Raw genomic sequence first — 24,873 nt, 5'->3', positions numbered from 1 at the left:
ATAGCCGTCTCCCACTGCGTGGGGCCCTCGGCGATTTGACTTGCACCGCCAGCCCCGCTCCGTCTCCTGTGGCGCAAGCGACGAGGGCTCCGGAGCAAAGGCTTTAGCCCGTGCGCTCCGTGGCCTTGGCGGCCTCCCACAGCGCATCCATTTCTTCGAGCGTGCTGTCTTCGGGGCGTCGGCCAGTTTTCGCCAATGCCGCTTCGATCTGGGTGAAGCGGCGCGTGAATTTTGCGTTGGTGCGGCGTAGCGCGGCTTCCGGGTCCACGCCGAGATGTCGGGCGAGATTGGCCATCACGAAGAGCAGGTCGCCCATTTCGTCTTCGATCTCGTTCTGGCTGAGTTTGTCCCGCGCCTCGGTCAATTCGCGCGCTTCCTCGAGGAGCTTGTCGAGGACCTGGCTTGTCTCGGGCCAATCGAATCCAACGCGGGCCGCGCGTTTTTGCAGTTTCGATGCGCGCAGGAGTGCGGGCAGGCCCACGGCAACATCATCGAGCGCACCGGTGCGGGACTTGGCTGCGCGCTCTGCGGCCTTGATCGCCTCCCAATCGGCGCTTTGTTGGTCGGCGGATTTGTCCCGGCTCTCGTCGCCAAACACATGCGGATGGCGGGCCACCATCTTGTCGGACATGGTGTTGGCCACGTCCTCGAAGGTGAAGAGCCCGGCGTCCTCGGCCATCTGCGCATGAAAGACCGATTGAAAGAGCAAATCTCCCAGCTCCCCCTTGAGCTCATCCCATGCCTGCCGCTCAATCGCGTCGGCCACCTCATAGGCTTCTTCTATCGTGTAGGGGGCAATGCTCGCGAAGGTCTGCTCGACATCCCAGGGGCACCCGGTTTCGGGATCGCGCAAGCGCCGCATGATTTCGCGCAAGCGCGGCATACCGCCTTTTGGGTCGTGGATCAGATCTTCGGCCATTGCAGCGCCCTCCGATTTGGTGTTGCCTCACATCTGACGCGTGAGAAAGGTGGTGTCCAGATGGCGGTGATCAATCGGATTGCAGGTTTTGCAGATGAGATGGCCGGCTGGCGGCAGCATATTCATGCCAATCCCGAATTGGGGCTTGAGTGTTATCAAACGGCTGCCTTCGTGGTCGAGCAATTGCGCGCCTTTGGCGTGGATGAGATCCACGAAGGCATCGCCACGTCTGGTGTGGTTGCAGTCATCAAGGGGCAGGGCGATGGTCCGGTCACGGGGCTGCGCGCGGATATGGATGCGTTGCCGATGCAGGAAGCGACGGGTGTACCCTACGCCTCGATGCATGACGGGCGCATGCATGCCTGTGGACATGATGGGCACACGGCGATGCTTCTGGGCGCGGCCAAGTATCTTGCGGAGACGCGCAACTTCTCGGGCCGTGTGGTGCTGTTGTTTCAGCCTGCCGAGGAAGTCATCGGCGGGGGGCGCATCATGGTGGAAGAAGGGGTCATGGATCGCTTCGGGATCGAAGAGGTCTATGGGCTGCACACCAACCCGCATATGGCTGAGGGCGATTTCGAGACGAGTGAAGGCCCGCTCATGGCCGCCGTCGATGATTTCTACATCCGGCTGCGTGGCAAGGGCGGGCATGCGGCTTATCCGGAGGATTGCATTGACCCAATCCCCGCCGCTTCCGCTCTTGTGGGCGCGCTGCAAACCATCGTGTCGCGCAATGTCTCAACCCATGACAATGCCGTGCTCACCGTGACCCAGATCCACGCGGGAACCGCAATCAATATTGTGCCCGAGCAGGCCTTCATCTGTGGCACGATGCGTACGCTGACCGAAGAGGTGCGCGCTCTGACCGAGTCCCGCCTGCGGGCTTTGGTCGAAGGCCATGCGCAGGCTTACGGGATGGAGCTCGAGTTGCAGGTGGACCGAGGTTATCCGCCGACCGTCAATCATCCCGCGCAGGCGCGGCTGGCCGCCAGCATTGCGCGCGAGGTGGGCGGCGACGTGCGCGACAACGTGCGCGCCGAGATGGGAGCGGAGGATTTCTCCTACATGTTGGAAGCGCGGCCCGGCGCCTACCTCTTTATCGGCCAGGGCGACGGCCCCGGCGTGCATCATCCCAAGTTTGATTTCAACGACGAGATCGCGCCCATCGGCGCCTCGTTCTTTGCGCGGCTCATCGAGACACGGCACGGGCGGGCGCGCTGACATGGCATTGGAAGACAGCAAAACCTATGTGGACGAAGCCTTCACGCAAAGCGGCCAACGGCGTGGCCCGTCTTATGAGAATACGTTTGGCGGCGCGCTCTCCTTTCTGCGGCGGCGCTATTCCAAAGATCTGAGCGGCGTTGATATCGCAGTTACAGGTGTGCCCTTTGATCAGGCCGTAACCAACCGGCCCGGCGCGCGCTTCGGGCCGCGTGCGATCCGCGAGGCCAGCGCGTTGCAGAGCCCTGATGCGCCCTATGGCTGGGGCTTTGATGTCATGAGCGAGGCTGAGATCGTGGATTACGGCGATCTGCCTTTTGACTATGCCGATGTGCGGGCCTTTCCCGCCGCATTGCGCGCCCATATCACAACCATTCTGGACGCAGGCGCGGCCTCTGTGGCCATGGGCGGGGATCATTTCATCACCCTGCCGATTTTGCGGGCCTATGCGGCGGTCCACGGGCCGCTCTCGGTCATTCAGATTGATGCGCATACAGACACTTGGGCCGATGACAGCGCAGAGCGCATCGACCACGGCACGTTTATGTACAAAGCCATTGGCGAGGGTCTCGTCGATCCGTCCCGCTCGGTCCAGATCGGCATCCGGACAGACAACCCGGACACGTTGGGCATGAACATCATCGATGCAAGAGAGGCCGACAGGCTGGGCTCTTCTGCAGTGGCAGAGCGTGCGCGCGAGATCGTGGGCGCGCATCCGACCTATCTGACATTCGATATCGACGGGCTCGATCCTGCCTTCGCGCCGGGAACAGGGACGCCTGTCTGGGGCGGTCTGAGCTCTGTTTTCGCCGAAGGTCTTTTGCGTGATCTGGCTGGAGTGCGGATCGTGGGCGGCGATGTCGTGGAGGTCTCGCCGCAATATGACACGACGGGGGCCACAGCCATTGCAGGCGCTCATGTGGCCACGGCGCTGTGCTGCCTTATCTGGGCAGGTCAGCAGCACCGGCAGGCGTAAGGGGCAGGCCCTTCACGCGCCGCGAGCGATATTTTGCGCGAAAGGACAGCAGATGCGGTGGAGTTTATGGGTCATTCTTCTGGGCGTTGCGGGATTCGCCGCCTTTGTGCGCTTGGCGCCCAGCGATCCGGCCCGGTGGCATGTGGCCCTGGATTTCGATGCCAACACAACAGATGCCGTCAGTGCGTCGCGTGTGTTTGACGGCGATGCGGCACGTTTTGACGCGCTTGACGCGATTGTTCGCGCTGAGCCACGGACGCAATTGCTCGCGGGGTCTGCCGAGAGCGGCCACGTTACCTATGTGACCCGCTCCGCGCTTTGGGGGTTTCCGGATTACGTGACCTTGCAGCGCACAGATGGGCAGATCCGTGTCTTCAGCCGGCTGCGATTTGGCAAGGCGGATCTAGGCGTCAATGCGGCTCGCGTCGACAGATGGCTTGAGGCTCTGGGGCAGGGCTGAGGTGGCGCATCCATCTTCGACCTGCCGCCACATCGGCACATTGAGCGACATCTGGCATTGCGCCATGAACATGCGGCCATCTACCTGCATGCAGATCGTCTGGCCCAACTCGATGCGCGAGCCGGTGCGGTCCGTGCAGTAGCAATCAACGGTTTTGCCTCCGGGACCAACGACATCGGCGTGGGCCGGGAGCGCAAGACAGAAAAAAAGCAGGGTTCCTCTCAGCATGGGCGCAGTTTATCACGAGAGCCACGCAATTCATAGGTTTTCTGATGATCCCCCAAGAGCGTTTGATGCAGATTACACAACGGTTCGAGTTCCTCGAGGCCAAGATGGCCGGCGGCGCAGAGCCCGGTGAGATCGCGGCGCTGGCCAAGGAATACTCGGATCTCAAGCCTGTGGTGGCGCAGATCTCGGAATGGCAGCGCATCGTTGCCGACATAGAAGAAGCCGAAGCTATGCTCGAGGATCCGGATATGGCAGAGCTCGCGCAGGAAGAATTGCCGACACTGAAAGCCGCGTTGCCGGATGCGGAAGCAGCCCTTCAGATCGCGCTTTTGCCGCGCGATGCCGCCGATGCGCGCCCGGCCATGATCGAGATCCGCCCCGGCACGGGCGGCGAGGAGGCAGCGCTCTTTGCGGGCGATTTGCTGCGCATGTACCACCGCTATGCCGAGGCGCAGGGCTGGAAGTTCGAGATCATCGAAGAGGCGCAAACAGAGCTTGGCGGCATCAAGGAGGTCACGGCTCATGTGACGGGCGAGGGTGTCTTCGCGCGTTTGAAATACGAGAGCGGTGTGCACCGGGTCCAACGTGTGCCGGAGACGGAATCGGGCGGCCGCATTCACACCTCTGCGGCCACTGTCGCGGTTTTGCCGGAGGCTGAAGAGGTCGATATCGACATTGCACCGTCAGATATTCGCATCGATACCATGCGGGCCAGCGGCGCGGGCGGTCAGCACGTCAACACAACTGATTCCGCCGTTCGGATCACGCATTTGCCCTCCGGAATCGTCGTGACCTCATCGGAGAAAAGCCAGCACCGCAACCGCGAGATTGCCTTGTCCGTGCTACGCGCGCGGCTCTACGATCTGGAAAGGCAAAAGGTCCATGACGAACGCTCCGCCGATCGCAAGGCGCAAGTGGGCTCGGGCGACAGATCCGAGCGCATCCGGACCTACAACTTTCCCCAAGGCCGCATGACAGATCACAGGATCAACCTGACGCTCTACAAGCTCGATCAGGTCATGGCGGGCGATCTCGACGAGATCATCGATGCGCTGACGGCGGATTCGCAGGCCACCATGCTCGCGGAGATGGAGGGGTAATGCACTTCTTTGCCTTGGGTCGGTCTTTTGATGTGACGGACGATCAGGCGCAGACCATCGAGACCGCCGCCGGGATATTGCAGGACGCGGGCATTCCCGCGGCGCGGCGCGAAGCCCGGATGATCTGGGCGGCGTGTTTTGATCCTGACGATCCCGAGTGCGGTGCGCTGGATGACGTTGGTCGGCAAAGCCGAGTCCTGCATCACGCCCGCGCGCGAGCTGCGGGCAAGCCCATGAGCCACATCACGAACCAACGCGCCTTTTACGACCATACGTTTTACGTCAATGAAGCAGTCCTCGACCCCCGGCCTGAAACGGAATGTCTTGTGCGCGCCGCGCTGGAGCTGCCCTGGACGACACTTCTCGATATGGGCACCGGGTCGGGCGCTATTGCCGTGAGCCTGCTTGCAGCCCGACAAAACGCGCGCGGCGTGGCCTGTGATCTGAGCGCAGCTGCCTTGGCCGTGGCCGAGAGGAATGCGTACGATATTGGTGTGGCCGAACGGCTCACGCTTGTGCAGAGCGATTGGTTCGCCGCTGTGGACGGGGTGTTCGATCTCATCGTGTCAAACCCGCCCTACATTGCCGCAGAAGAAATGGCGGGATTGGCTTGCGAACTGGACCATGAGCCGCGCATGGCATTGACCGACGAGGCCGACGGGCTGTCTGCCTACCGCGTCATTGCGCGGGATGCAGGCACGTATCTCGCGCCCGGCGGGTCTGTGCTTGTTGAGATCGGGCCAACGCAGGCGGATGCGGTGAGCGCGCTCTTTTCGAACCATGGATTGCGCGACGTCAAAGTGATTCCCGATCTGGATGGTCGGGACAGGATTGTCGCCGCAAGACGGGGCTGAGAGGTAAAATCGTGCGAAAAAGGGGCTTTTTGTCCACTTTTGCCATTTATCACTTGTAAGGCAGAGCGTGCCATGGTTACTCACGCATAGGTGCCGCGACTGCCTTGCAGACGCCGCCTGACCTAAGCCAGACATTTAGCATGATCCGGTCACACCAGCGCAGCAAGGCTGCATTCCGGACACGCAAGGCAAGACTTAAACAGGCTGGATTGAAAAAAGCTCATGAGATCGTCCAAATCCCGTTCGCGGAACAAAAATAACCGCAACAAGCCACAGGGTAATGTGGTCAATCGTGTGTTCGACAGCTCCGGCCCCGAGGGCAAGGTGCGCGGCACGCCGCAGCAAATCTTCGACAAATACAACCAGCTGGCCCGTGATGCACAATTGGCGGGCGACAGGGTTGCGACGGAGAACTTTCAGCAACACGCGGAGCACTACCTGAGGCTTTTGGCCGAGGCGCAGCGCGAGCAGGAAGCGCGCCGCGAAGAGCAGGAACGCCAGAACCGGGAACGTCAGGCGCAGCGTGATCGAGAGCGTCAGGAGCGCCAGGAACGTCAGGAACGCGAAAGCAATGCCGCGCCTGCAGCCGCAGATCCAATGGTTCAGGACCCCGGAGAGGCGCCGCAGCCCGATGTCCTGGAGACGGCGCAGGCGGACACAGGTCTGGTTGAAACCCCCGAGGAAAGCGCCGAGACGGCTGCGCCCGAGGAGCCCAAACCCAAGCCCAAGCCGAAGCGGCGCCCGCGCAAACCCAAAGCGGAGACACCGTCCCCGGACGCGCCACCTGCCGACACGCCGCCGGAAGCCGCTGAATAATCCAACGTGCACGAGCGTTGCGAACAAGCCCCGATGCCCATCGGGGCTTTTTTGTTGGCCCTGCGGCCCTGCGTGGCCTGCGTCAGAGCCATTGCGCCTTGGGCCGTGACATGGCTTAAGGGCACCACATCCAAGTGGAGGCCCCATGACCCAGATCATCACAGCTTTGTCCGATATTTCCGCGCGTTATGATGCGCTCTTTGTTGATCTCTGGGGCTGTTTGCACAATGGGATCGCGGCGTTTCCAGACGCCGTGGCCGCGCTCACAGCATATCGCGCGCAAGGCGGTAAGGTGATCTTGGTGACAAATGCGCCGCGCGCGCGTGACAGCGTGGCGCGTCAACTGGAGCAGTTCGGCGTCCCGCAGGAAAGCTGGGACTCGATTGCCACCTCCGGTGACAGCGCGCGCTCCGCGATGTTCCGGGGCGTGGTTGGCTCCAAGGTCTATTTCATTGGTGAGCCCCGCGATCAGACCTTCTTTGAACCTCTCTCGCTGATCGATGATCCCGTCGAAATCACGCAGGTGCCTCTGGAAGAGGCCGAGGGGATCGTCTGTTGCGGGCCCTTTGATGCCGCGGCAGATCCCGATGTGATGCGCCCGGAATTTCTCTACGCCAAGGAAAAGGGCTTGAAGCTGCTCTGCGCCAATCCCGACATCGTCGTGGATCGCGGCGAGATGCGGGAATGGTGCGCAGGCGCGCTCGCCCGGCTCTATACCGAGATGGGCGGCGAGAGCCTTTACTTCGGAAAGCCGCATCCGCCGATCTACGATCTGGCGCGCCGCCGCTTGGCCGCTCTGGGGACAGATATCCCCAATGAGGGCATTTTGTGCATCGGGGATGGAATCATCACCGACATCAAAGGCGCAATGGGAGAGGATCTCGACAGCCTCTTCATCACCGGTGGCCTCGCCGCCAAGGAGACCAAAACGACGCAGCAACCTGAGCCGGATGCTCTAAGTGCTTATCTGCAAAGTGAAATGTCCTCGCCGACCTACTCAATAGGGTTTTTGAGATAGAGCATTTCATCCTTGCTATTTCTGCGCTTGCAAAGTAATTATCTTGCTTGAGAGGGTCGATATTGAGCTAATTGTTACCTCGACCTGAAAGAAACGCGGTATGGAGAGGCAGATGTTGGACAATATGCCCCGAGGCACGATTTGCATCGAAGATATCGAGATGGGTATGACGCGCCATCTGCGCAAAGTCGTGACCGATCAGGATATCGAACTCTTCGCGCAAGTATCGACGGATCGCAATCCGGTGCATCTCGATGACGATTACGCGCAGGACACGATCTTTGAAGGCCGCATCGCCCATGGCATGCTGACGGCGGGTCTTATCTCCGCGGTCATCGGTGAACAATTGCCGGGACACGGGACGGTCTACATGGGCCAGACCCTCAAGTTTCTGGCGCCCGTGCGGCCCGGTGATATGGTCCATGCCGAGGTCAAGGTTATCGATATCGATTTTGCCAAACGCCGTGTGACGCTGGATTGCCATTGTTCTGTCGATGGCAAAAAGGTTCTGATGGGCGAAGCCAAGGTGCTCGCCCCCTCACGCAAATTCGATTGATCTGAGCAAATCCGAGGCAAGCTGCGGCTTTGACCCGAGAGGTGTTGCGTCGCCCGAAATGACGGGCTACGCCTGCGATCATGCGGATCATCCGAGATTATCAATTCGTAGAAGACCAGGACCGGGGCGCCTCTGTTGCCATCGGCAATTTTGATGGCGTGCATCGTGGGCACAGGGCGGTGATTGACCTCGCGCGGCGCGATGACACGCCGCTTGGTGTTCTGACCTTTGAGCCCCATCCACGCGAGTATTTTGCGCCAGACGCGGCGCCCTTTCGGCTCATGTCGCGTGCGGCGCGCGCGTCTCGCTTGGCCAAACTGGGGATCGATCATCTCTATGAGCTGAATTTCAACGCGACGCTTGCCGGGTTGAGCCCCGAGGAATTTGCACGCGATGTGATCTCCCGAGGGCTTGGCTTGCGGCATGTCGTGGTGGGGGCGGATTTCTGTTTCGGCAAGGATCGTGCCGGAAAAGCAGAGGATTTGCAGGCCTTTGGCGTTGAAATGGGCTTTGACGTGACGATTGCTCCGCTGTTGCAAGAGGGATCAGACGTGGTCTCGTCAACAGCCATTCGGCGCGCGCTCAGCGATGGCAATCCTGAAGCGGCGGCAGAGCTCTTGGGCCATTGGCACCGGATTGAAGGCAGCGTCGTGGGCGGCGAGCAACGGGGGCGGACTTTGGGGTATCCCACGGCAAATATGGCCCTCGAAGGTCTGCATTTGCCGCGCTTCGGAGTCTATGCCGTTCTGGTTGACGTGCAAGACGGCCCGCACCAGGGCAGCTATCTCGGCGCGGCGTCTCTGGGCGTGCGCCCGCAATTCGAGGGCGAGGTTCCCAATCTGGAGACGTTCCTTTTTGATTTCTCGGGTGATCTTTACGGGGCGACGCTCTCTGTGGGCCTCGTGGCCTACCTGCGCCCGGAAGAGACGTTTGAGAGCCTGGAGGCCTTCATCGCGCAGATGGACGCTGATTGCGTCCGCGCCCGCCAAATCCTGAGCGCGCTATGAGCGACCCGATCCCCCGCGCGGGGCTCACACCACGGTTTTGGGAGCGCAAGAAACTCAGCGCCCTGTCACCGCAGGAATGGGAAGCGCTCTGCGATGGCTGCGGCAAGTGCTGCATGAACAAGCTTGAAGATGATGAGAGCGGCGAGGTGGCCTTCACGCGCGTGGCCTGTCGTCTGTTCGATGACGCGACATGCCGCTGCGCCAATTACGACATTCGCCGTCAGTTCGTCCCGGAATGCATTCAGCTGACCCATGAAACCATCGCAAATCATGCCTATTGGCTGCCCCAGACCTGTGCCTACAAACTGCTGTGGGAGGGCAAGACACTGCCCGAATGGCATCCTTTGCTGAGTGGAACCGCCGAGACGGTGCATGCCGCGGGTGTGTCGATGCAGAACCGGACCATCCCGGAGTTCGAGGTCAGCGAAGAAGATTGGGAAGACCACATCATCGAGGAGCCACTTTGAATGCACTTTGCGTCTGACAATACGGGCCCCGCGCATCCATCTGTCATGCAGGCGATGATGGAGGCCAATGAGGGCTATATGTTGCCTTACGGGGCTGACCCTGTGATGGCCGAAGTCACAGAGCGGTTGCGCGCGACCTTCGAGGCGCCGGAGGCGGCGGTTTATCTTGTGGCGACCGGCACGTCCGCCAATGCGCTGGCGCTCGCAACCTTGTGTGAGCCCTGGCAAACGATTTTTTGCAGCCGGTTGGCGCATATCCAGGAAGATGAGTGCAACGCGCCGGAATTCTTCACAGGCGGTGCAAAGCTCACGCTGGTGGGGCAGGGCGACAAGATGAGTGTGTCTGAGCTGCGCAGGGCGATTTCGGGCGAAGAGACCCGTGGCGTGCACGGGCCCCAGCGCGGCGCCGTGGGGCTGACCAACGTGACCGAACGGGGGCAGCTCTACTCACTGGAGGACATCCGGGCGCTCGGAGGTCTTGCCAAAGAATTCGCCTTGCCAGTCCATCTCGATGGCGCGCGTTTCGCCAATGCCATTGCTGCGACCAATGCAAGCCCTGCCGAGATGACATGGCGCGCCGGTGTGGACGCGGTCAGTTTCGGCGGGACAAAGAACGGTCTGCTCGGTGTGGAGGCGGTCATCTTTTTTGATCCCGGGCATGCGCAGCAATTCGAATACCGCCGCAAGCGGGCCGGGCATCTCTTTTCCAAACACCGCTATCTGAGCGCGCAGATGCTGGCTTATCTCCGGGATGATCTCTGGCGCAACCTCGGGGCGCAGGCCAATGCCAAGGCCGCGTATCTTGTTGCCGCTCTTGAGTGCCTGCCTGATGTTCATTTTGACACTGTACCACAGGCCAACATGGTCTTTTGTTCCTTCCCGCGCCATCTGCACCAAAGGCTGCACGCGGTGGGCGCGGCCTACAATATCTGGTCCGGCACTTTGAGTGGCGAGGATCCTGATGAGCTGTTGGAGGCGCGGCTCGTCTGCGATTGGTCCATCAGCCATGAGCTTATTGATCGCTTTGTGGATGTGCTCAAAACCGGGTAGGGCGTCCGGTCAATGACTTGGGACATCAGATAACAGCGCGGCAAAAGTGCCGTGCGGCGTTCGTCCGAAAGCTGTGCTTCAGGTTTTCAGCAGACCGGGTTAACGCCGCGCTTCGACCTCGCGTGCGAGTGCGCAAAAGGCTTCGAGAGACACCTGCTCGGCACGTTCCGTGGGTTGGATACCTGCGCTCAAAAGCGCGTCTTCGACCCATGGACCAAGCCCTTTCAGAGACGCGCGCAGCATTTTGCGGCGTTGGTTGAACGCCCGCGCCACGACATCGGAGAGAACTCTGGGATCTGCGGGAAACCGCATCTCGGGCAGAGCCGAGAGATGCACTACCGCCGAAGACACTTTGGGCGGCGGTGTAAAGGCGCCGGGTGGCAGGGACAGGACGATCCGCGCCTCCGCACGCCATTGCGCCAGGATCGCCAGACGTCCGTAAGCCTTGCTCCCGGGAGCAGCGACAATCCGTTCGGCCACTTCACGTTGGAACATCAGCGTCAAAGAGGACCAGACCGGCGGCCAAGTGTCCGGCGTCAACCAGCGGATCAATAGCTCCGTTCCGACATTGTAAGGCAGGTTCGCCACGATCTTGATCGGCGGCGTCAGGTGTTGAAGCGGATCGAGCTCCAGCGCATCGGCTTCCAACACCTCCAATCGCCCGGGATACGCTGCAGCAATCTCCGCCAAGGCCGGCAGACACCGCGCATCTTTTTCAAGAGCAAGAACCTTGCGGGCCCCCGAGGCAAGAAGCCCGCGCGTCAAACCGCCGGGGCCGGGCCCAATTTCCAGCACGTCGCAGTCCTCCAGCGCCCCGGCCTGCCGTGCAATCTTGGCGGTCAGATTGAGATCCAGCAAAAAATTCTGCCCAAGGGATTTGCGCGCAGAAAGCCCGTGCTTGGCAATCACATCCCGCAAAGGCGGCAGATCATCAATCCCGCTCACGCAAGCACCCCGGCATGGCGTTTGAGAGCTATGTGTTTCTTCTGGCCAAAAATACGCATTACCCGACCTCTGCCGCCAGGCGCAGCGCGGCAATCAAGGAGGCTGGATTGGCCAGCCCTTGCCCTGCAATATCAAAGGCGGTGCCATGATCTGGCGAGGTGCGCAAAAACGGCAGTCCCAGCGTGACATTGACGCCGCCATCAAAGTCCAATGTCTTGATCGGGATCAGCGCCTGATCATGATACATGCACACAGCCACATCATAGCGTGCCCGGGCGGCGGCGTGAAACATTGTGTCGGCGGAGTGCGGTCCCACAATGTCGAGGCCTTCGTGGCGCAAATCGTCCAGAACGGGCGCGATCAGATCAAGTTCTTCCCGCCCCATCTTGCCCCCTTCGCCCGCATGGGGGTTCAGCCCGGCAACGGCAAGGCGCGGGCTCGCGAGGCCAAAGCGATCTTTCAGGCCTTGGGCCGTAATCCGGATGGTTTCGGCCAGAAGATCCGGGGTCAGCGCGGCCTTGACGTCTTCGATCGGGATATGGATCGTGACGGGAACCACACGCAGCATGGGACTTGCCAGCATCATGACGACATGATCGACGTCTGCGAGGTGCGCCAGAAACTCGGTATGTCCCGGGAACGAAAATCCCGCGCCGTCTTGCAGCGCTTGTTTGTGGATGGGGCCTGTACACAGAGCGCGCGCATCGCCTGATTGCACCAGAGCGACACCGCGCTCGATGGCCGTGATGACGCCGGGTGCATTGGCCGGGTTTGGTTGCCCGGGCCGGGCTTCAGCCGCAAATGCGTGGCGCAGAACAGGCAAATGCGATGCGTCCAGCGCCTCCGCCGGTTGCATGATCTCCACCCAGCCTGTGCCCTTCGGCAAGTGACGCGGATCGCCGATCCAGAAGAACGGCGCGTCGTGACCGATAGCTGCCCAGGCCTTGGCGGCTATTTCGGGTCCGATCCCTGAGGGTTCTCCGCAAGTCAGCGCAATGGGTGCGCGTCTCATTTTTCGATGATGCGGGCGTCTGCGCGCAGTTGGGCGAGGAAATTATCGGCCAGAGATTGCACCCGACGGTTCTGAAGGCCAATCGTGATCGCTTGGCGGCGCTCCGCAACCGGATCGACCGGTGTCTCATCGCCGTCAGCCTCTGCGCTTTGCTCTGGTGGTGTGCCTTGCGCCTCGATGGCCACGGAGCGGCCGCAGAGCATCAGGAAGACAAGCGTATTACCGCCCGAGCGGGTCAGCGCCGTTGATACCTCGCCGGGATCCAGCTTGGAGAGCTCGAACGCGATATCGGTCGGCAATTCGCTGGGCGGAAGCGCGCCGCGCTCCAGAACCTCTTCGGGCTGGCCCTTCGCCACGCCATAGAGATCATCGCAGACGTCCACCCGGGCCTTGATCTGATTGGCCGTAGCGAGGGTCGCCTCAGTGCGCCCGCCGGGCATATAGTAAGCGGCGTATTCAATCGCGGAATAGGTCGGCGGCGTGTAGTCGCTTTCCTCGATCGCCCTGAGCTGGAACAGCGCGATGGCGTTCGGGATATTGATGGGCTCCGTAACCTCGCCGGGCGCAAGTCCGAGCACCAATGGGCGCAAGACAGGTGGCAGTTCACTCAGATCGCGCCAAGGCAGCCGTCCGCCCTGGCCGCGTGTGGCCGTTGCGGAGAAGCGCCGTGCGGCTCTGCTGAATTCTGCCTCGGATGTGATCCGCGAGATGTCTGCGGCGCGGGCCTGGACCTGTGCGGCTTGCGGGGGTGGGGCTGGCATGATGATTTCAGACAGCAAGACCCGGACGTTGGAGCCACCCGATCCTTGATTGAGAGCGCGATCGACCTCTTCCTCGCTGACGCGGGCGCGCGGACCAAATCTCTGTTGGACGAGGTTGCGCCAGGCCAGACCGGCCTCGACAAAATCGCGGAACGTGGTTTCCTCGACACCGGCATTGGCCAATGCTGCGATGAATTCTTCTCGGCTGAGATTGGCGCGGCTTGCGAATTCCGCCATGCCTTCAAGGAGCTCTTCCTCATTGGGCACGGTACCGGCGCGGCGCGCCGCTTGCAGTTTGAGGCGATCCTCGATGAGCTGTTCGCGTGCGACGTCCTCGGGATTGCCCGGAGCGCGCAAAACGCCAGCCATCGTGGCGCGCTGCATCAGCTCGTAATTCGTGATGACGTCATCATTGACTTGAATGGCGGGAGAAAAGAGCCCCTGAGCGGCCAGGCCTGTGGCCGTGACCATGGCCAAGCTCCACGTTGCGATCAGTTTGAACATGTCCTGCGATAGCCTCCTGCGTCGCCGCCTGTGCTGAACCCCTTGAGCTCAACAGTTAATTCGAAAGTTGTGGTCGGGTCCAGATTGTCACTGTCCGCAAAGTCGCGATCTGCCTCAAACCGTGCCACCACGCATTCATTTTGATATTCCAGACCAAGCGACCCGTTGGACGATCGATCCTCTGCGAGGTTGTATTGCCAGCCGGCACTGGCTGTCCAGTGGCGAGAGACGCGGTAGGCGCCATCAAAGGACCATTCCGACACCAGATCATCGCGATCTTCATCCAGATCCTCCGGCAATAGCAGATAGCTCGCCGCCAGATCCAGCCGTGTGTTGGACCAGGTGCCGCGCGCCTCGGCGCGGTGCACCTCCCGGTCATCGTCGATCAGCATGCGGCCGATGAAATCCAGCCCGGTCTCGTTCCCGATCTGACCGGAGATCAGCCAATCGCTGCGCGTTTCCGACAAACCCGATGTCGTGGAAAACGCGGCACGGTCCTCTTCGCGCACAACCCGACCGACCGCAACGCCGGTACGCCACCCGGAGGGCGCGACCATGGTCCATCGCAGTCCTGCGGCCCCTTGCCAGCCGCGCTCACGTCGGTCCTTGGCGGCAAAGCGCGACAAGGTCAGCAGATTGCCCTCGTCCAGCTCGGAGCGTTGGCTCTCGTCATTGCCTGTTTCCAGAAGATCGCCGCCTGTCCAGCCCAGCTGCACGACCGGCTCCAGCATATACCGTGCGCCGCTGCCCGAGGTGGCCACAAACGGCATCCGGAGTGTCACATGCCCATGGGGGGCCACGACGGCGTCTTCGACGGGAACCGTGCTGTCGCCGCGATTGCGCACCGCGTCAATCGCCACACCAGCGCCCGCTTCCCAAAGCACGCCCCAGGCGCTGCGCCCGGTCTGTTGCCAGAGCGCTTCGGCATGAGTGCGGACGACATCACGGCCGATGATATCGGCATCGGAATCGCGAAAATGCCCATGCGCCTCCGCCGTAAGCCGCAGTTCTCCGCCGTAGCTGGGAAAGAGACGTTGTTGATGGGAGGCATCAAACACGAAGGCGGGCTGTGTGGCGTTGCTCTCATTGTCGCGCAGCGTGTTGAAGTGAATGAGTGTCCCCTCCGTCAGCCTGTCGCGTGTCACTTTCGTGACAGAGATCGCGCTGTCGAGGCGGTTCTTGGAGGAATAGCCATAGTCTTTGAGATAGGCCTCATCGGTGGTCAGTTCGACATCGAAGGTCAGCGTGTAGTCCCGTGGCAGATCGAACGTTCCATCGGCGAAGAGGTAGCCGCGGGTCTCGCCGGAGCGCAGGGAATCGCGCGTTACTGCGCCATTGAGCTCAATGGTGCCATTGCGGAACGCCTGACGGTAGCGCGCCTCAATCGTGGTCGTTTGGGCGCTCACATAGGGGGTGAGCGTCAGGTCTCTGTGGGGGCCGATTGGAATGAAATACGGGGTTTTGAGCCCGACGCCGAGTTTAGATGTGGAGCGCAGGGTCGGGAAGAGAAACCCGCGTGCGCGCTGCAGGGAGGGGTCGGGAAAACGAAGGCGGGGCAGGTAGACCACCGGGACATCGATCACGCGCAGCTGCGCCCCATCGAGGTAAATCTGCTTTTCCTCATCATCATGGATGATCCGGTCTGCGCGGATTTCCCACAGCGGTTTGCCTTGCGGCCCGCAGATCTGGCACGAGGTGACCGCGGCGCGCGAAAGCTGCGAATAACGCCCCTCGACCCGGGCGAGCTGAACGGCGGCCAGTTGCAACTGGCGATCAAGCACCAGCCGCGCGCCGCGCAGGAGCCCGTTTTCGAAGGCCGCGTCAATTTCCGCGCTCTGGGCTGTCAGGATCGTGCCGTCTGTGTCGGTGATGCGGATCGGACCCACGATGACCAGTTGATCGGTGTCCTGATTATACCGGATCTGCGTGGCGGTGAGCCTGCGGCCCTCAAAGAGCGCTTCGACATTGCCGTCGGCAATCAGCTCTGCATCAGGGGTTACGACGACGCTGTCTGCCACCAGCAAGGCGGGATCCACGGGAGCCGGGGCCTCTTGCGCCTGCGCCATCAATGGCAGGCAGAGAGCGATCAGGCAAAGGAGCAAGGTGCGTCGCAGCATCATCCGTCCTCCATATGCAGGATAACGCCGAGTGCAAGCAGTACCGATGCCACAGGTGGCGCCCATGCGGCTAGCATGACGGGGATTTGTCCATTCTCGCCAAGGATTTGCGCGAAGTTTCTCACGTAGTACAGCGCGAATCCCAAAAGAACGGCGCTGAGCACGGCAATGCCGGTGCGCCCGGTGCGCGCGGGTCGCATGGTGAATGCTGCGCCGACGAGCACCATGGCCACAAGAAACAAAGGCCGGGCAAGTTCCATCTGAAGCCAGACGGCATGGCGGCGCGCGGAGAAGCCCGCTTCCTCGAGTTGCGTGATGAAGGCTGGCAAATCCCAGATTGGTATGGCCGTGACCTTGCCAAAGCTGTCGCGGATCCGTTCCTGCGTTAATGTGGACGGGACAAAGAGCGTCTCATGCAGCGCAGCATTGACCTCGGGATTGATGCCGGGAACGAGCGGCCAGGCTTTGGCTTCCGTCAATTCCCAACCTCCATGTGTCAGCATGGCTTTTTCGGCAATGATCCGACGGGTGGGCGAGCCGCTCTCGGCAAATGCGAGGAAGGTGACATCAAAGAGCTCATCGGCATCGGCTGAGGCGCGCCGGGCATGGATGACCGTCTGACCATCGGAGCTGCCTTGGCGCAGCCACAGGCCATTGGTGCCGATGGAAAGCGTTGCCGTGCCGCCGGATTCGTGAAACTCGCGCAAATTGGCGTATTTTTGGGAGGTTGCGGCGACGATGGGGTTGAACATGGCCACTGCGAGACTGCCCAGCAAACCCGCCACAACAACGGGTGCAACAATCGCCGAAAGCCCGGAACGGCCCGATGCACGTGTCACGACCAGTTCGCTGGATCGCGCGAGGCCCAGATACAGCGCGATCGTGGCCAGAATGACGATGAGCGGTAGCATCTGGTAAAGGCCCAACGGCGTGTTGAGCAAGGTCAACGAGAGGACCTCGCCAAAGGCGAGACCATCGAAAATACGAACCTGTTCGATCAAATCAACAAGCGCCACAAACAGCGCGAAAACGATGAGCAGGCCGCAAAAGGCAATCGCGAACCGACGGGCGAAGTACCGATGCAGAATCATGCGGCAGGCTCCCGTGGCGCGCGGCTCGGCCAGAGCCTTGCGTGTGGATGATCCGCCCGCCAGTAAAGCGCGCCTGCTATAACAAAGCCCACCAGGGCCGGCAGGTAGTTCAGTGGCCAGTTGGAGAAGTCTTTCTCCACGGGGTCCGTGATCGCGCCCTCGACGAGTTTGATCAAGACGAGAAGGCCTACCGCGGCCACCACTTGTTTGGTCACGCCGAACCGGGAGAAGCCCGAGGCCAGAAGCGATGATTGGCCGATCAACACGGCCACAAGACATAGAAGCGGCTGGGCCAACCGCCAATGCAGCTCCTTCCAGACATGGGCTGGCGTCCGGTTGGCCTCTTCCGCCACGCGCGCCACGTCGTCAAAAAACTCCCATGTCGGGACATATTCGAGCTTACGCCGCGAGGCGGTGCCTTGCAGAACAAGACCGCTGACATCGCGCACCAATTCGCCGAAATTGGTCGTCGAGAGGGTCTGCATCGTCTCATCATAGGTCTGGGCGACCCCGTCCACCATCACGAGTTTCGGCCCGGCCTCATCGCGCAGCAGATAGGCGCGTTGTGCGGTGTAGGTGACTTGCCGGCCCGTGTCTCGCAGATCAGATAAAAAGACATCGCGCAGCTCGCCCTGCGTGGAAATCTCGCGGATGTAGAACGTGACCCCGTCCACCGGATGCAGGAAAACCCCCTCCCGGAGGAGGCGCGCGGAGACGGAGCCGGAAATTTCGCGCTCGCGAAACTTCAATTGCTCCGCGCTGACGGGGACCAGAACATGGATCAGCACCGAGGACATCAGCGTCAGGAGAAGACCAAACATCACAGCTGAGCGCGCGACGCGCAGCGAGGAGAAACCCGTGGCCTGCACAACGGTCAGCTCACTGTCATTGGCCAGTCGGTTGGTCATGTAAACAGCCGCTGCAAATCCCGCCATTGGCAACACAAGCGCGATGATCTGTGGCAGGGAAAGAAGCGTAAATTCGAGGAAGACGCGGGCGGAATGGCCATCGGCAATGAGTTCGTCAAACAGCTGGATCGCGTGGTTGATCCAATAGACCGCCACGAGCACCAAAGCGAAGAAGCCAAACAGCATGACAAGCTGTGACAACACATATCTGTCGAATCTCGCCAATCCTTCCCCCAAAGGTGGCCCGCATACATGCGCCGACACTAGACGGATTTCGCGCCCGGGAAAACACCTGAGTCCAAGAGATTTTAACAACAGGATGTGGATCGGCGGAGGCTGGCCCACAATCTGTCGTGGTTGGAGCCCGGATGTCACTATGACGTTGCCCAAGCCCGCGAAACGACTATCGTTGGCACAATTCCAAGCCTGCATCCTTGAGGAACGCACCCATGACAACTCCCCCTGCCATCTCATTTGCCGAAGTAGATATCGATGCCATCGCAGCTCTGAGCGGTCATTTGGCCGTCTGTGTCGATGAAGGCGGCGCGCTGGATGTCGCCGCGCGCCGGATCAACCGGCTCTCCAAAGGGGCCTTGAAGCAATTTGTCGAGAGCGACGGTTTCGGAAAAATGAAAGACGGCGAGGCGCGTGCGCTTCTGGCGCCTCTGGGCGTTGCGGCGGAGGCGATCCTCGTGCTGCGCCTGCCCAAACGGCCCGACGCGGTGCTTGCTCGCAAGGCCGGGGCCGCGCTGGCCAAGGCGCGCGGGGCGGGTGCGTTGCATGTCTTCGCCGGTGCACGCCCCCGTGTGGCGGCCTTGGCGCAGGGGATCGCGCTGCGCAGCTATGATTTCACCGACCACAAGACAGGCGACGCCAGCGACAAGGAGACGCCCGACGGAGAGATCACACTCTTCACAACCAAGGTCGAAGAGGCCAAAGCCGCTTACACAACCTTGGGCGCGCAGGCCGAAGGTGTTTTCTTCACGCGCGATCTCGTGAACGAGCCCGCCAACGTGCTCACAACAACGGAATTTGCCAACCGCCTCACAGCGCTCAAAGACAGTGGGCTGGAGGTTGAGGTACTGGAAGAAGACCAGCTGGCTGAGTTGGGCATGGGCTCACTCCTCTGTGTGGGGCAGGGCTCTGACAGCCCGTCCAAGGTCGTCGTGATGAAATGGATGGGCGGCGAGACGGATGCCGCTCCGCTGGCGCTGGTTGGCAAAGGTGTCGTCTTTGACACAGGAGGCATCTCGCTCAAGCCTGCCGCTGGCATGGAAGACATGACCATGGATATGGGCGGCGCAGGGGTCGTGGCCGGTGTCATGAAGACGTTGGCGCTGCGCAAGGCGCCCGCCAATGTCATCGGCCTGGTGGGGCTCGTGGAAAACATGCCGTCGGGCAATGCGGTGCGGCCTGGCGATGTTGTGACGTCAATGAAGGGCGACACGATCGAAGTGATCAACACGGATGCGGAAGGCCGTCTCGTTCTGGCTGACGTCCTTTGGTATGCGCAAGAGACCTTCAAACCCGCTGGAATCATCGATCTGGCGACGCTCACAGGTGCGATCATCATTGGGCTGGGCCATGATAATGCGGGCGTGTTTTCCAATGATGATGCCTTCTGCGGCGCGCTGCTCAAGGCGGCGGAGGCCGAGACCGAGGGCGCCTGGCGGCTGCCCATGGGGCCGTCCTACGACAAACTCCTGAAAAGCACCGTGGCGGATATGAAGAACGTGGGCGGGCGCGCGGCAGGCTCGATCACGGCTGCGCAATTCCTGCAACGCTTCATTCAGGACGGTATGCCCTGGGCCCATATCGATATTGCCGGTGTGGCCCATATCGCCAAAGGCACGGATCTTGCCCCGGGCGGGGCAACGGGCTGGGGCGTGCGCGCGCTGGATCGTCTCGTACAGGATGCCTACGAGGGATAATGCCGCAGATGGGCGCCGTTTACTTCTACCACCTGACGCAAAAGCCGCTTGAGGCGACCTTGCCCATGCTGCTGGAGAAATCTCTGGCCGCGGGCTGGCGCGTTGTGGTGCGGGGAACGGACGGCGCGCGTCTGGGCAGGCTGGATGAAGCGCTCTGGCTGGGCCCGGAAGAGGGGTTCTTGCCGCATGGGCGCTCGGGCGGGCCCCATGATGCGCATCAGCCGATCCTGCTGAGCACGGATCACACCAATCGCAATGCCGCCTCCTGTGTCATGGCCGTGGATGGTGCAGAGCTGGAGGCAGACGAGGTCAAGGCGCTGGAGCGGGCCTGCATTCTCTTTGATGGCAATGATCCCGCAGCTGTCGAGGCGGCGCGCGGCCAATGGCGCACGCTGACCGGCGCGGGTGTGTCTGCGCAATACTGGTCTGAGGAAAGCGGCCGCTGGCAGAAGAAAGCCGAAGCCTGACACGCTGCCAGGCTGTGGCGCGCTATTTCTCCAAGACCAGCTTGCCGCCTGCGATCTCGATACGGGAAAACGTGCTCAGGTAGGTCATGCCCAACAGGCTCTCGGGCATCTCACCCTCATTGACCAGAACGCGAAATCCGCGCTTCTCGATCCCGCCCACGGCCAGTGTGTCCAGCACGACCGATGCCGTGCGCACGGGGCCATTGGCGGTATTGGCGATGGAGGTGAAGGCCAGCTCATCGGGAGTGATGCCCGCCGCATTGGCAGCCTCCTGCGTCAGCACAACCGCGCTGGCCCCGGTATCCACGACAAATCGCGTGGCCACACCGTTGACATCGGCCATCATGTAATAATGCCCGTCCGGTTGCAGAGGCAGCTCGATCTGGCCCGCATCCGCAAAGACGGCCTGTCGGGGAATGACAGTTCCGCGAATATCGTCCCACATGCCGTAAGCTGCGATCACACCAATAAAGATCAGACCCCAGAGCAACGCCTGCTGCATGACCTGACCCATCCGCGCGCGATTCGACGTGACAAACCAGAACACAACGGCCGCCAAGAGCACGACCAGATAGATCAGATTGCCAGTTTCCATCTCAGACATGATCCACGCTCCTGTAACACCCGCCTTAAAACCTAGGTGGCTTCACGCGTCCTGCAAGGCAAGGCAAGGCGGAGCGCCTTAGCCGGGGATGCCGAAATCCCGCAATCCGTCCAGCACAAACTGAACCGCAAGGGCCGCGAGCAACATGCCAAGCAGCCGCGTGACGACGTTCACGCCTGTTTTGCCAAGGCCGCGCTCGATCAGGTTGGCAGCCAAAAAGAGCACCAGTGCAATGAGAAGCACGCTGGCCACGACGCCCACAATGACGGCCCAGACCACAAGCCCGGACGTCTGCGCGCTGTGGGAAAGCTGTCCGGTGAGCAGGATCACCGTGGCAATGGCACCAGGCCCTGCGATGAGGGGAATGGCAAGCGGGAAGACAGAAGGGTCTGGCCGGTCTTCGGCCTGATCTTCGCGCCGCTTTGTGCGCCGCTCAAACAGCATGTCCAAGGCTGTGAGGAAGAGCAAAACGCCGCCCGCGATGCGAAAGGCGGGCATGGAAATCCCGATAAAGCCCAAAACCGCCTCTCCAAATGCGGCAAAGAGGGCAAGCAGACCCAGCGACAGGACAATGGCGCGAAACGCAATCGCGCGCCGCTCGGCTGGTGACGTGCCTTGCGTGAGCGCCACAAAGAGCGGCGACAGGCCAATGGGATCAATCACGACAAAGAGCGTGACGAACGCAGAGATGAGAAAGGCCGTGTCCATGGCGCAGTCATGCGCAGAATGCGAGGCGGCTGCAAGGGGCAGATGTCAGGCGCTGGCCTGATCGAGCGCCTCCTGCGCGGCCATCCAGAGGCCCTCGGCCTTGTCCATCGCGCCTCTGAGCTCGGCATATTTCCGGTTCCACGTCTCCAGCTCGCCCTTGCGGCTGTCCTCATAGAGCTCGGGATCGGCCAGTTTGGCCGCAAGCTTGCCTTCCATATCCGTCAGTTTCTCGATGCGTTCCTCGCATTTGCGCAGCTCGGCGCGCAGCTTCAAGAGCGTCTCGCGATCTGCGCGTTTGGGCTTTGGCTTGGCCTCAGCGGTTTTGGCGGCCTTGCCGGGCTTGTCGCCCTTGTCCTGCGCCAGCAGGAGTTTGCGGTAGGCTTCCAGATCGTCATCAAAAGGCGTCACGCGGCCTTTGTTCACCAGCCAAAGCGTATCGGCGACCAGGGAAAGCAGATGCATATCGTGGCTGACCAGAATAACCGCGCCGCTATAGGCCGTGAGCGCCTCGACGAGCGCTTCGCGGCTCTCGATATCGAGGTGGTTGGTCGGCTCGTCGAGAATCAGCATATGTGGCGCATCATGGGTCGCCAGAAGCAGTGACAGCCGCGCTTTCTGTCCGCCCGAGAGCGTTTTGACCGTGTTCTGCGCGATATCTGCCCCAATGCCGAAGCCCGCCAGCCGCGCGCGCAGCTTTGCAGGCGGTGTCTCGGGATACAGCCGGGCCAGATGATCGATGGGGCTCGCCTCCACATCGAGCTCATCGACCTGATGCTGTGCAAAATAGCCGACCCGCAGCTTGCTGCTTTGCGCTTTCTTGCCCTCCATCAACGGGAGCTTGTTGGCCAGAAGTTTGGAGAGCGTCGACTTGCCTTCGCCGTTTTTGCCCAAAAGCGCGATGCGGTCATCGTGATCGATGCGCATGGAGAGCTGTTTGAGGATCGGCGTTGTGTCATAGCCGACAATGCCGCCCTCCAGCGAAATGATGGGCGGCGAGAGCTGCTCGGGTTCGGGAAAATCGAACCGTCGTTGGGCCGCGTCTTCCGGTGCCGCAATCAGGTCCATCTTCTCGATCATCTTGATGCGCGATTGAGCCTGTTTGGCCTTGGAGGCCTTGGCCCGGAAGCGATCGACGAAACTTTGCAGATGGGCGCGGCGCGCGTCCTGTTTCTTGGCGGCGGCGGCCTGAACGGCGCGCTGCGCCGCACGGGTGCGCGCGAAGGTGTCGTAGCCGCCTGTATAGAGCGTCAACTTACGCTCGGAGAGATGCAGAATATGGCCCACCGCCCGATTGAGCAGGCCCCGATCATGAGAGATCAGCAGCACGGTATGTGGATATTTGGCGAGGTAGGCCTCAAGCCAAAGCGCGCCTTCCAGATCGAGGTAGTTTGTCGGCTCGTCCAACAAGAGCAAATCAGGCTGCGCAAAAAGGACAGCGGCCAGCGCCACGCGCATCCGCCAACCGCCCGAAAAATCTGCACAGGGGCGGGCTTGGGCGGCTGTGTCAAAGCCGAGGCCCCGCAGGATTGCAGAGGCGCGCGCTTCGGCAGACCAGGCATCGATATCGGCCAATCGCGTCTGGATCTCGGCGATACGCGCGGGATCATCGCTTTCTTCCGCCAGCAACGCCGCGCGTTCAGTATCGGCCTCCAGCACAGTGTCCAGAAGTGAGGTCTGAGACGAGGGCACCTCTTGCGCCACACCGCTAATGCGCGCCCGCGCAGGCAGCGAAATGGTGCCGCCCTCAAGGCTCAATTCGCCCCGGATCAACCGAAAGAGCGTCGTCTTGCCAGCGCCATTGCGGCCCACGATACCGACCTTGTGTCCGGCCGGGATCGTGGCGGAGGCGCCGTCAATGAGCGGGGTGCCATCAATGGCGTAGGTGATCTGATCAATGCGCAACATGCGCGCGCTCTAGCAGAGCCCGGGCGCGCATGCTAGCGGGGCATGATGATACCGCGCACACAGCCCCATCTTGGCACGCTTGTTCTGCTCACGGCACTGACCGTTTTGAGCCTGAACATGTTCCTGCCTGCGCTGCCCGCCATGCGGGATGCCTTCGGCGTCAGCGAAGCTGTCATGGGAGTGGCAATTTCGGGCTACATGATCTGCGCGGCCGCGCTTCAGCTGATCATGGGGCCGCTCTCGGACAGGATCGGCAGACGCCCCGTCATTCTAGGATTTTTGACGCTCTATGTCCTGGCCTCGATCGTTTGCATGTTGGCGCAGAACATCTGGGTCTTTCTGGGTGCGCGCATGTTGCAGGCCGTGGCGGTGGGCGGAGGTGTTCTGGCCTCCGCTGTTGTGCGCGATCTCTTTGAGGGTCGGCAGGCGGCGGCAAAACTGGGCACGATTGCCTCGGCGATGGCCATCGCTCCTATGCTGGCCCCGATGCTGGGCGGGGCGGTAGATACCGCGTTTGGCTGGCGCGCGGTCTTTGTGATCTATGCGGCTTTCGGGCTGATGCTCTTGGCGCTGGCGCTGTGGGATCTCGGGGAGACGCGCCGGAGCGCGACGCGGCCCGAGATACGCGACTACCTCGATCTGCTCCGCGAGCCGCTCTTTTGGGCCTACACGCTCTGCATGGCCTTTGCTGTTGGTACTTTTTACATTTTCCTGACAGGTGCGCCTTTCGTGGCGGCGGCGGTCTTCGGGCTGTCCTCGCGTGATATCGGCATTGGTCTGGGCTCAATCACCATGGGGTTCATGTGTGGGTCCGCCATCTCGACGCGCCTTGTCATGCGCCTCGGGCCACTACCCTTGATCATCGTCGGTCGCAGCGTTGCTGTTGCGGGGTTGATCTGCGGGTTGGTTGGCTTTTCGTTCGGCGCGGCATCTGTAGCTCTGTTCTTTGCAGCCAGCATTTGCGTGGGGCTGGGCAATGGGTTCACCATGCCCAATGCGAATGCGGGCGCCCTGTCCGTCCGGCCTGAGCTAGCGGGAACTGCCGCCGGTGTCTCCGGGGCCGTGATGCTGCTCATCGGCGCGCTTTTGACGGGCGTAGCCACCGCCTTTCTCTCGACAGAGGCCACACCGCTCAAGCTTTTGAGTCTGATGTTTGCGGCGGTCTGCGTCTCTTGCGTCTTTGTGTTTTTTGCACGTGGGTTGGAGCGCCGATAGGGACTTTCCATAGGCCAAAGCCCATGGTATCCG

25 protein-coding genes are annotated in these 24,873 nt (G+C 61.5%); 14 read left to right on the top strand and 11 right to left on the bottom strand.

Annotated elements, in window-relative coordinates; genetic code table 11:
• Positions 1 to 103: 103 nt before the first annotated feature.
• Positions 104 to 919 carry a nucleoside triphosphate pyrophosphohydrolase gene (gene mazG / locus ACP15S_RS08500; protein ID WP_425039134.1) on the bottom strand — a complete coding sequence of 272 codons (816 nt, stop codon included), beginning with the start codon at positions 917 to 919 and terminating at the stop codon, positions 104 to 106.
• A 60-nt stretch (positions 920 to 979) separates the two neighbouring features.
• Between mazG and ACP15S_RS08495 the strand changes: the two genes are divergently transcribed.
• The 3 genes from ACP15S_RS08495 to ACP15S_RS08485 are packed head-to-tail and all read left to right on the top strand — an operon-like array spanning position 980 to position 3,576.
• On the top strand, positions 980 to 2,140 hold the full coding sequence (locus ACP15S_RS08495; protein WP_425039133.1) for a M20 aminoacylase family protein: 1,161 nt from the start codon (positions 980 to 982) through the stop codon (positions 2,138 to 2,140).
• Position 2,141: 1 nt separating this feature from the next.
• Positions 2,142 to 3,116 carry an agmatinase gene (gene speB, locus ACP15S_RS08490; protein WP_425039132.1) on the top strand — a complete coding sequence of 325 codons (975 nt, stop codon included), beginning with the start codon at positions 2,142 to 2,144 and terminating at the stop codon, positions 3,114 to 3,116.
• A 52-nt stretch (positions 3,117 to 3,168) separates the two neighbouring features.
• A complete protein-coding gene (locus ACP15S_RS08485) occupies positions 3,169 to 3,576 on the top strand; it encodes a DUF1499 domain-containing protein (protein WP_425039131.1) in 408 nt (135 codons plus the stop codon).
• On the opposite strand, the gene ACP15S_RS08480 is transcribed toward ACP15S_RS08485, so the two are convergent.
• Positions 3,520 to 3,804, bottom strand: a complete 285-nt coding sequence (locus tag ACP15S_RS08480; protein WP_425039130.1) for a hypothetical protein — start codon at positions 3,802 to 3,804, stop codon at positions 3,520 to 3,522. The two genes, ACP15S_RS08485 and ACP15S_RS08480, sit on opposite strands and share 57 nt — an antisense overlap.
• A gap of 44 nt (positions 3,805 to 3,848) precedes the next feature.
• Between ACP15S_RS08480 and prfA the strand changes: the two genes are divergently transcribed.
• The 8 genes from prfA to ACP15S_RS08440 all read left to right on the top strand — a co-directional run bounded on the left by prfA (position 3,849) and on the right by ACP15S_RS08440 (position 10,672).
• Positions 3,849 to 4,904: a peptide chain release factor 1 gene (gene prfA / locus ACP15S_RS08475; RefSeq protein WP_425039129.1), complete on the top strand. Its 1,056-nt coding sequence runs from the start codon at positions 3,849 to 3,851 to the stop codon at positions 4,902 to 4,904.
• Entirely contained in the window at positions 4,904 to 5,758 is an 855-nt protein-coding gene (prmC, locus tag ACP15S_RS08470; RefSeq protein ID WP_425039128.1) for a peptide chain release factor N(5)-glutamine methyltransferase, read from the top strand. Before prfA ends, prmC begins: the two co-directional genes overlap by 1 nt.
• 222 nt (positions 5,759 to 5,980) lie before the next feature.
• Entirely contained in the window at positions 5,981 to 6,574 is a 594-nt protein-coding gene (locus tag ACP15S_RS08465) for a DUF4167 domain-containing protein (protein WP_425039127.1), read from the top strand.
• 145 nt (positions 6,575 to 6,719) lie between these two features.
• Positions 6,720 to 7,592 (top strand): TIGR01459 family HAD-type hydrolase, encoded by an 873-nt coding sequence (locus tag ACP15S_RS08460; protein WP_425039126.1) that lies wholly within the window; start codon positions 6,720 to 6,722, stop codon positions 7,590 to 7,592.
• 112 nt (positions 7,593 to 7,704) lie between these two features.
• Positions 7,705 to 8,148 carry a MaoC family dehydratase gene (locus tag ACP15S_RS08455; RefSeq protein WP_425039125.1) on the top strand — a complete coding sequence of 148 codons (444 nt, stop codon included), beginning with the start codon at positions 7,705 to 7,707 and terminating at the stop codon, positions 8,146 to 8,148.
• An 80-nt stretch (positions 8,149 to 8,228) separates the two neighbouring features.
• Positions 8,229 to 9,155 (top strand): bifunctional riboflavin kinase/FAD synthetase, encoded by a 927-nt coding sequence (locus ACP15S_RS08450; protein WP_425039124.1) that lies wholly within the window; start codon positions 8,229 to 8,231, stop codon positions 9,153 to 9,155.
• Positions 9,152 to 9,622 carry a YcgN family cysteine cluster protein gene (locus tag ACP15S_RS08445; RefSeq protein ID WP_425039123.1) on the top strand — a complete coding sequence of 157 codons (471 nt, stop codon included), beginning with the start codon at positions 9,152 to 9,154 and terminating at the stop codon, positions 9,620 to 9,622. Before ACP15S_RS08450 ends, ACP15S_RS08445 begins: the two co-directional genes overlap by 4 nt.
• The gene (locus ACP15S_RS08440; protein ID WP_425039122.1) at positions 9,623 to 10,672 is read left to right on the top strand and encodes a threonine aldolase family protein; all 1,050 of its coding nucleotides are present in this window, start codon (positions 9,623 to 9,625) and stop codon (positions 10,670 to 10,672) included. It begins immediately after the preceding gene.
• Positions 10,673 to 10,771: 99 nt separating this feature from the next.
• Here ACP15S_RS08440 and rsmA read toward each other — a convergent pair whose 3' ends face one another.
• The 6 genes from rsmA to lptF are packed head-to-tail and all read right to left on the bottom strand — an operon-like array spanning position 10,772 to position 18,274.
• A complete protein-coding gene (rsmA, locus tag ACP15S_RS08435; protein ID WP_425039121.1) occupies positions 10,772 to 11,617 on the bottom strand; it encodes a 16S rRNA (adenine(1518)-N(6)/adenine(1519)-N(6))-dimethyltransferase RsmA in 846 nt (281 codons plus the stop codon).
• A gap of 58 nt (positions 11,618 to 11,675) precedes the next feature.
• Positions 11,676 to 12,629 carry a 4-hydroxythreonine-4-phosphate dehydrogenase PdxA gene (pdxA, locus tag ACP15S_RS08430; protein WP_425039120.1) on the bottom strand — a complete coding sequence of 318 codons (954 nt, stop codon included), beginning with the start codon at positions 12,627 to 12,629 and terminating at the stop codon, positions 11,676 to 11,678.
• Positions 12,626 to 13,894 carry a peptidylprolyl isomerase gene (locus tag ACP15S_RS08425; protein WP_425039119.1) on the bottom strand — a complete coding sequence of 423 codons (1,269 nt, stop codon included), beginning with the start codon at positions 13,892 to 13,894 and terminating at the stop codon, positions 12,626 to 12,628. The genes pdxA and ACP15S_RS08425 overlap by 4 nt, the downstream gene beginning before the upstream one ends.
• Positions 13,882 to 16,011: an LPS-assembly protein LptD gene (locus ACP15S_RS08420; protein WP_425039118.1), complete on the bottom strand. Its 2,130-nt coding sequence runs from the start codon at positions 16,009 to 16,011 to the stop codon at positions 13,882 to 13,884. The genes ACP15S_RS08425 and ACP15S_RS08420 overlap by 13 nt, the downstream gene beginning before the upstream one ends.
• Complete coding sequence (gene lptG, locus ACP15S_RS08415; protein WP_425039117.1) at positions 16,011 to 17,102, bottom strand: LPS export ABC transporter permease LptG; 1,092 nt, start codon at positions 17,100 to 17,102, stop codon at positions 16,011 to 16,013. The genes ACP15S_RS08420 and lptG overlap by 1 nt, the downstream gene beginning before the upstream one ends.
• Positions 17,099 to 18,274 carry an LPS export ABC transporter permease LptF gene (lptF, locus tag ACP15S_RS08410; protein WP_425039116.1) on the bottom strand — a complete coding sequence of 392 codons (1,176 nt, stop codon included), beginning with the start codon at positions 18,272 to 18,274 and terminating at the stop codon, positions 17,099 to 17,101. Before lptF ends, lptG begins: the two co-directional genes overlap by 4 nt.
• Positions 18,275 to 18,459: 185 nt before the next feature.
• Between lptF and ACP15S_RS08405 the strand changes: the two genes are divergently transcribed.
• Positions 18,460 to 19,941 carry a leucyl aminopeptidase gene (locus ACP15S_RS08405; RefSeq protein ID WP_425039115.1) on the top strand — a complete coding sequence of 494 codons (1,482 nt, stop codon included), beginning with the start codon at positions 18,460 to 18,462 and terminating at the stop codon, positions 19,939 to 19,941.
• An 8-nt stretch (positions 19,942 to 19,949) separates the two neighbouring features.
• Positions 19,950 to 20,408: a DNA polymerase III subunit chi gene (locus ACP15S_RS08400; protein WP_425039679.1), complete on the top strand. Its 459-nt coding sequence runs from the start codon at positions 19,950 to 19,952 to the stop codon at positions 20,406 to 20,408.
• A gap of 22 nt (positions 20,409 to 20,430) precedes the next feature.
• On the opposite strand, the gene ACP15S_RS08395 is transcribed toward ACP15S_RS08400, so the two are convergent.
• From ACP15S_RS08395 to ACP15S_RS08385, 3 genes are all read right to left on the bottom strand, one after another.
• Complete coding sequence (locus tag ACP15S_RS08395; protein WP_425039114.1) at positions 20,431 to 21,012, bottom strand: retropepsin-like aspartic protease family protein; 582 nt, start codon at positions 21,010 to 21,012, stop codon at positions 20,431 to 20,433.
• A gap of 78 nt (positions 21,013 to 21,090) precedes the next feature.
• Entirely contained in the window at positions 21,091 to 21,720 is a 630-nt protein-coding gene (locus ACP15S_RS08390) for a MarC family protein (protein WP_425039113.1), read from the bottom strand.
• A 45-nt stretch (positions 21,721 to 21,765) separates the two neighbouring features.
• Entirely contained in the window at positions 21,766 to 23,625 is a 1,860-nt protein-coding gene (locus tag ACP15S_RS08385; protein WP_425039112.1) for an ABC-F family ATP-binding cassette domain-containing protein, read from the bottom strand.
• A 42-nt stretch (positions 23,626 to 23,667) separates the two neighbouring features.
• On the opposite strand from ACP15S_RS08385, the gene ACP15S_RS08380 reads away from it, so the two are divergent.
• The gene (locus ACP15S_RS08380; protein WP_425039111.1) at positions 23,668 to 24,840 is read left to right on the top strand and encodes a multidrug effflux MFS transporter; all 1,173 of its coding nucleotides are present in this window, start codon (positions 23,668 to 23,670) and stop codon (positions 24,838 to 24,840) included.
• The last annotated feature ends 33 nt before the right edge of the window (positions 24,841 to 24,873 follow it).

The organism is Primorskyibacter sp. S187A, assembly GCF_049800955.1.
GTDB lineage: Bacteria > Pseudomonadota > Alphaproteobacteria > Rhodobacterales > Rhodobacteraceae > JAKVBH01.
The sequence above is the reverse complement of the archived record's forward strand: the minus strand, read 5'-3'. Positions and strand labels throughout refer to the sequence as shown.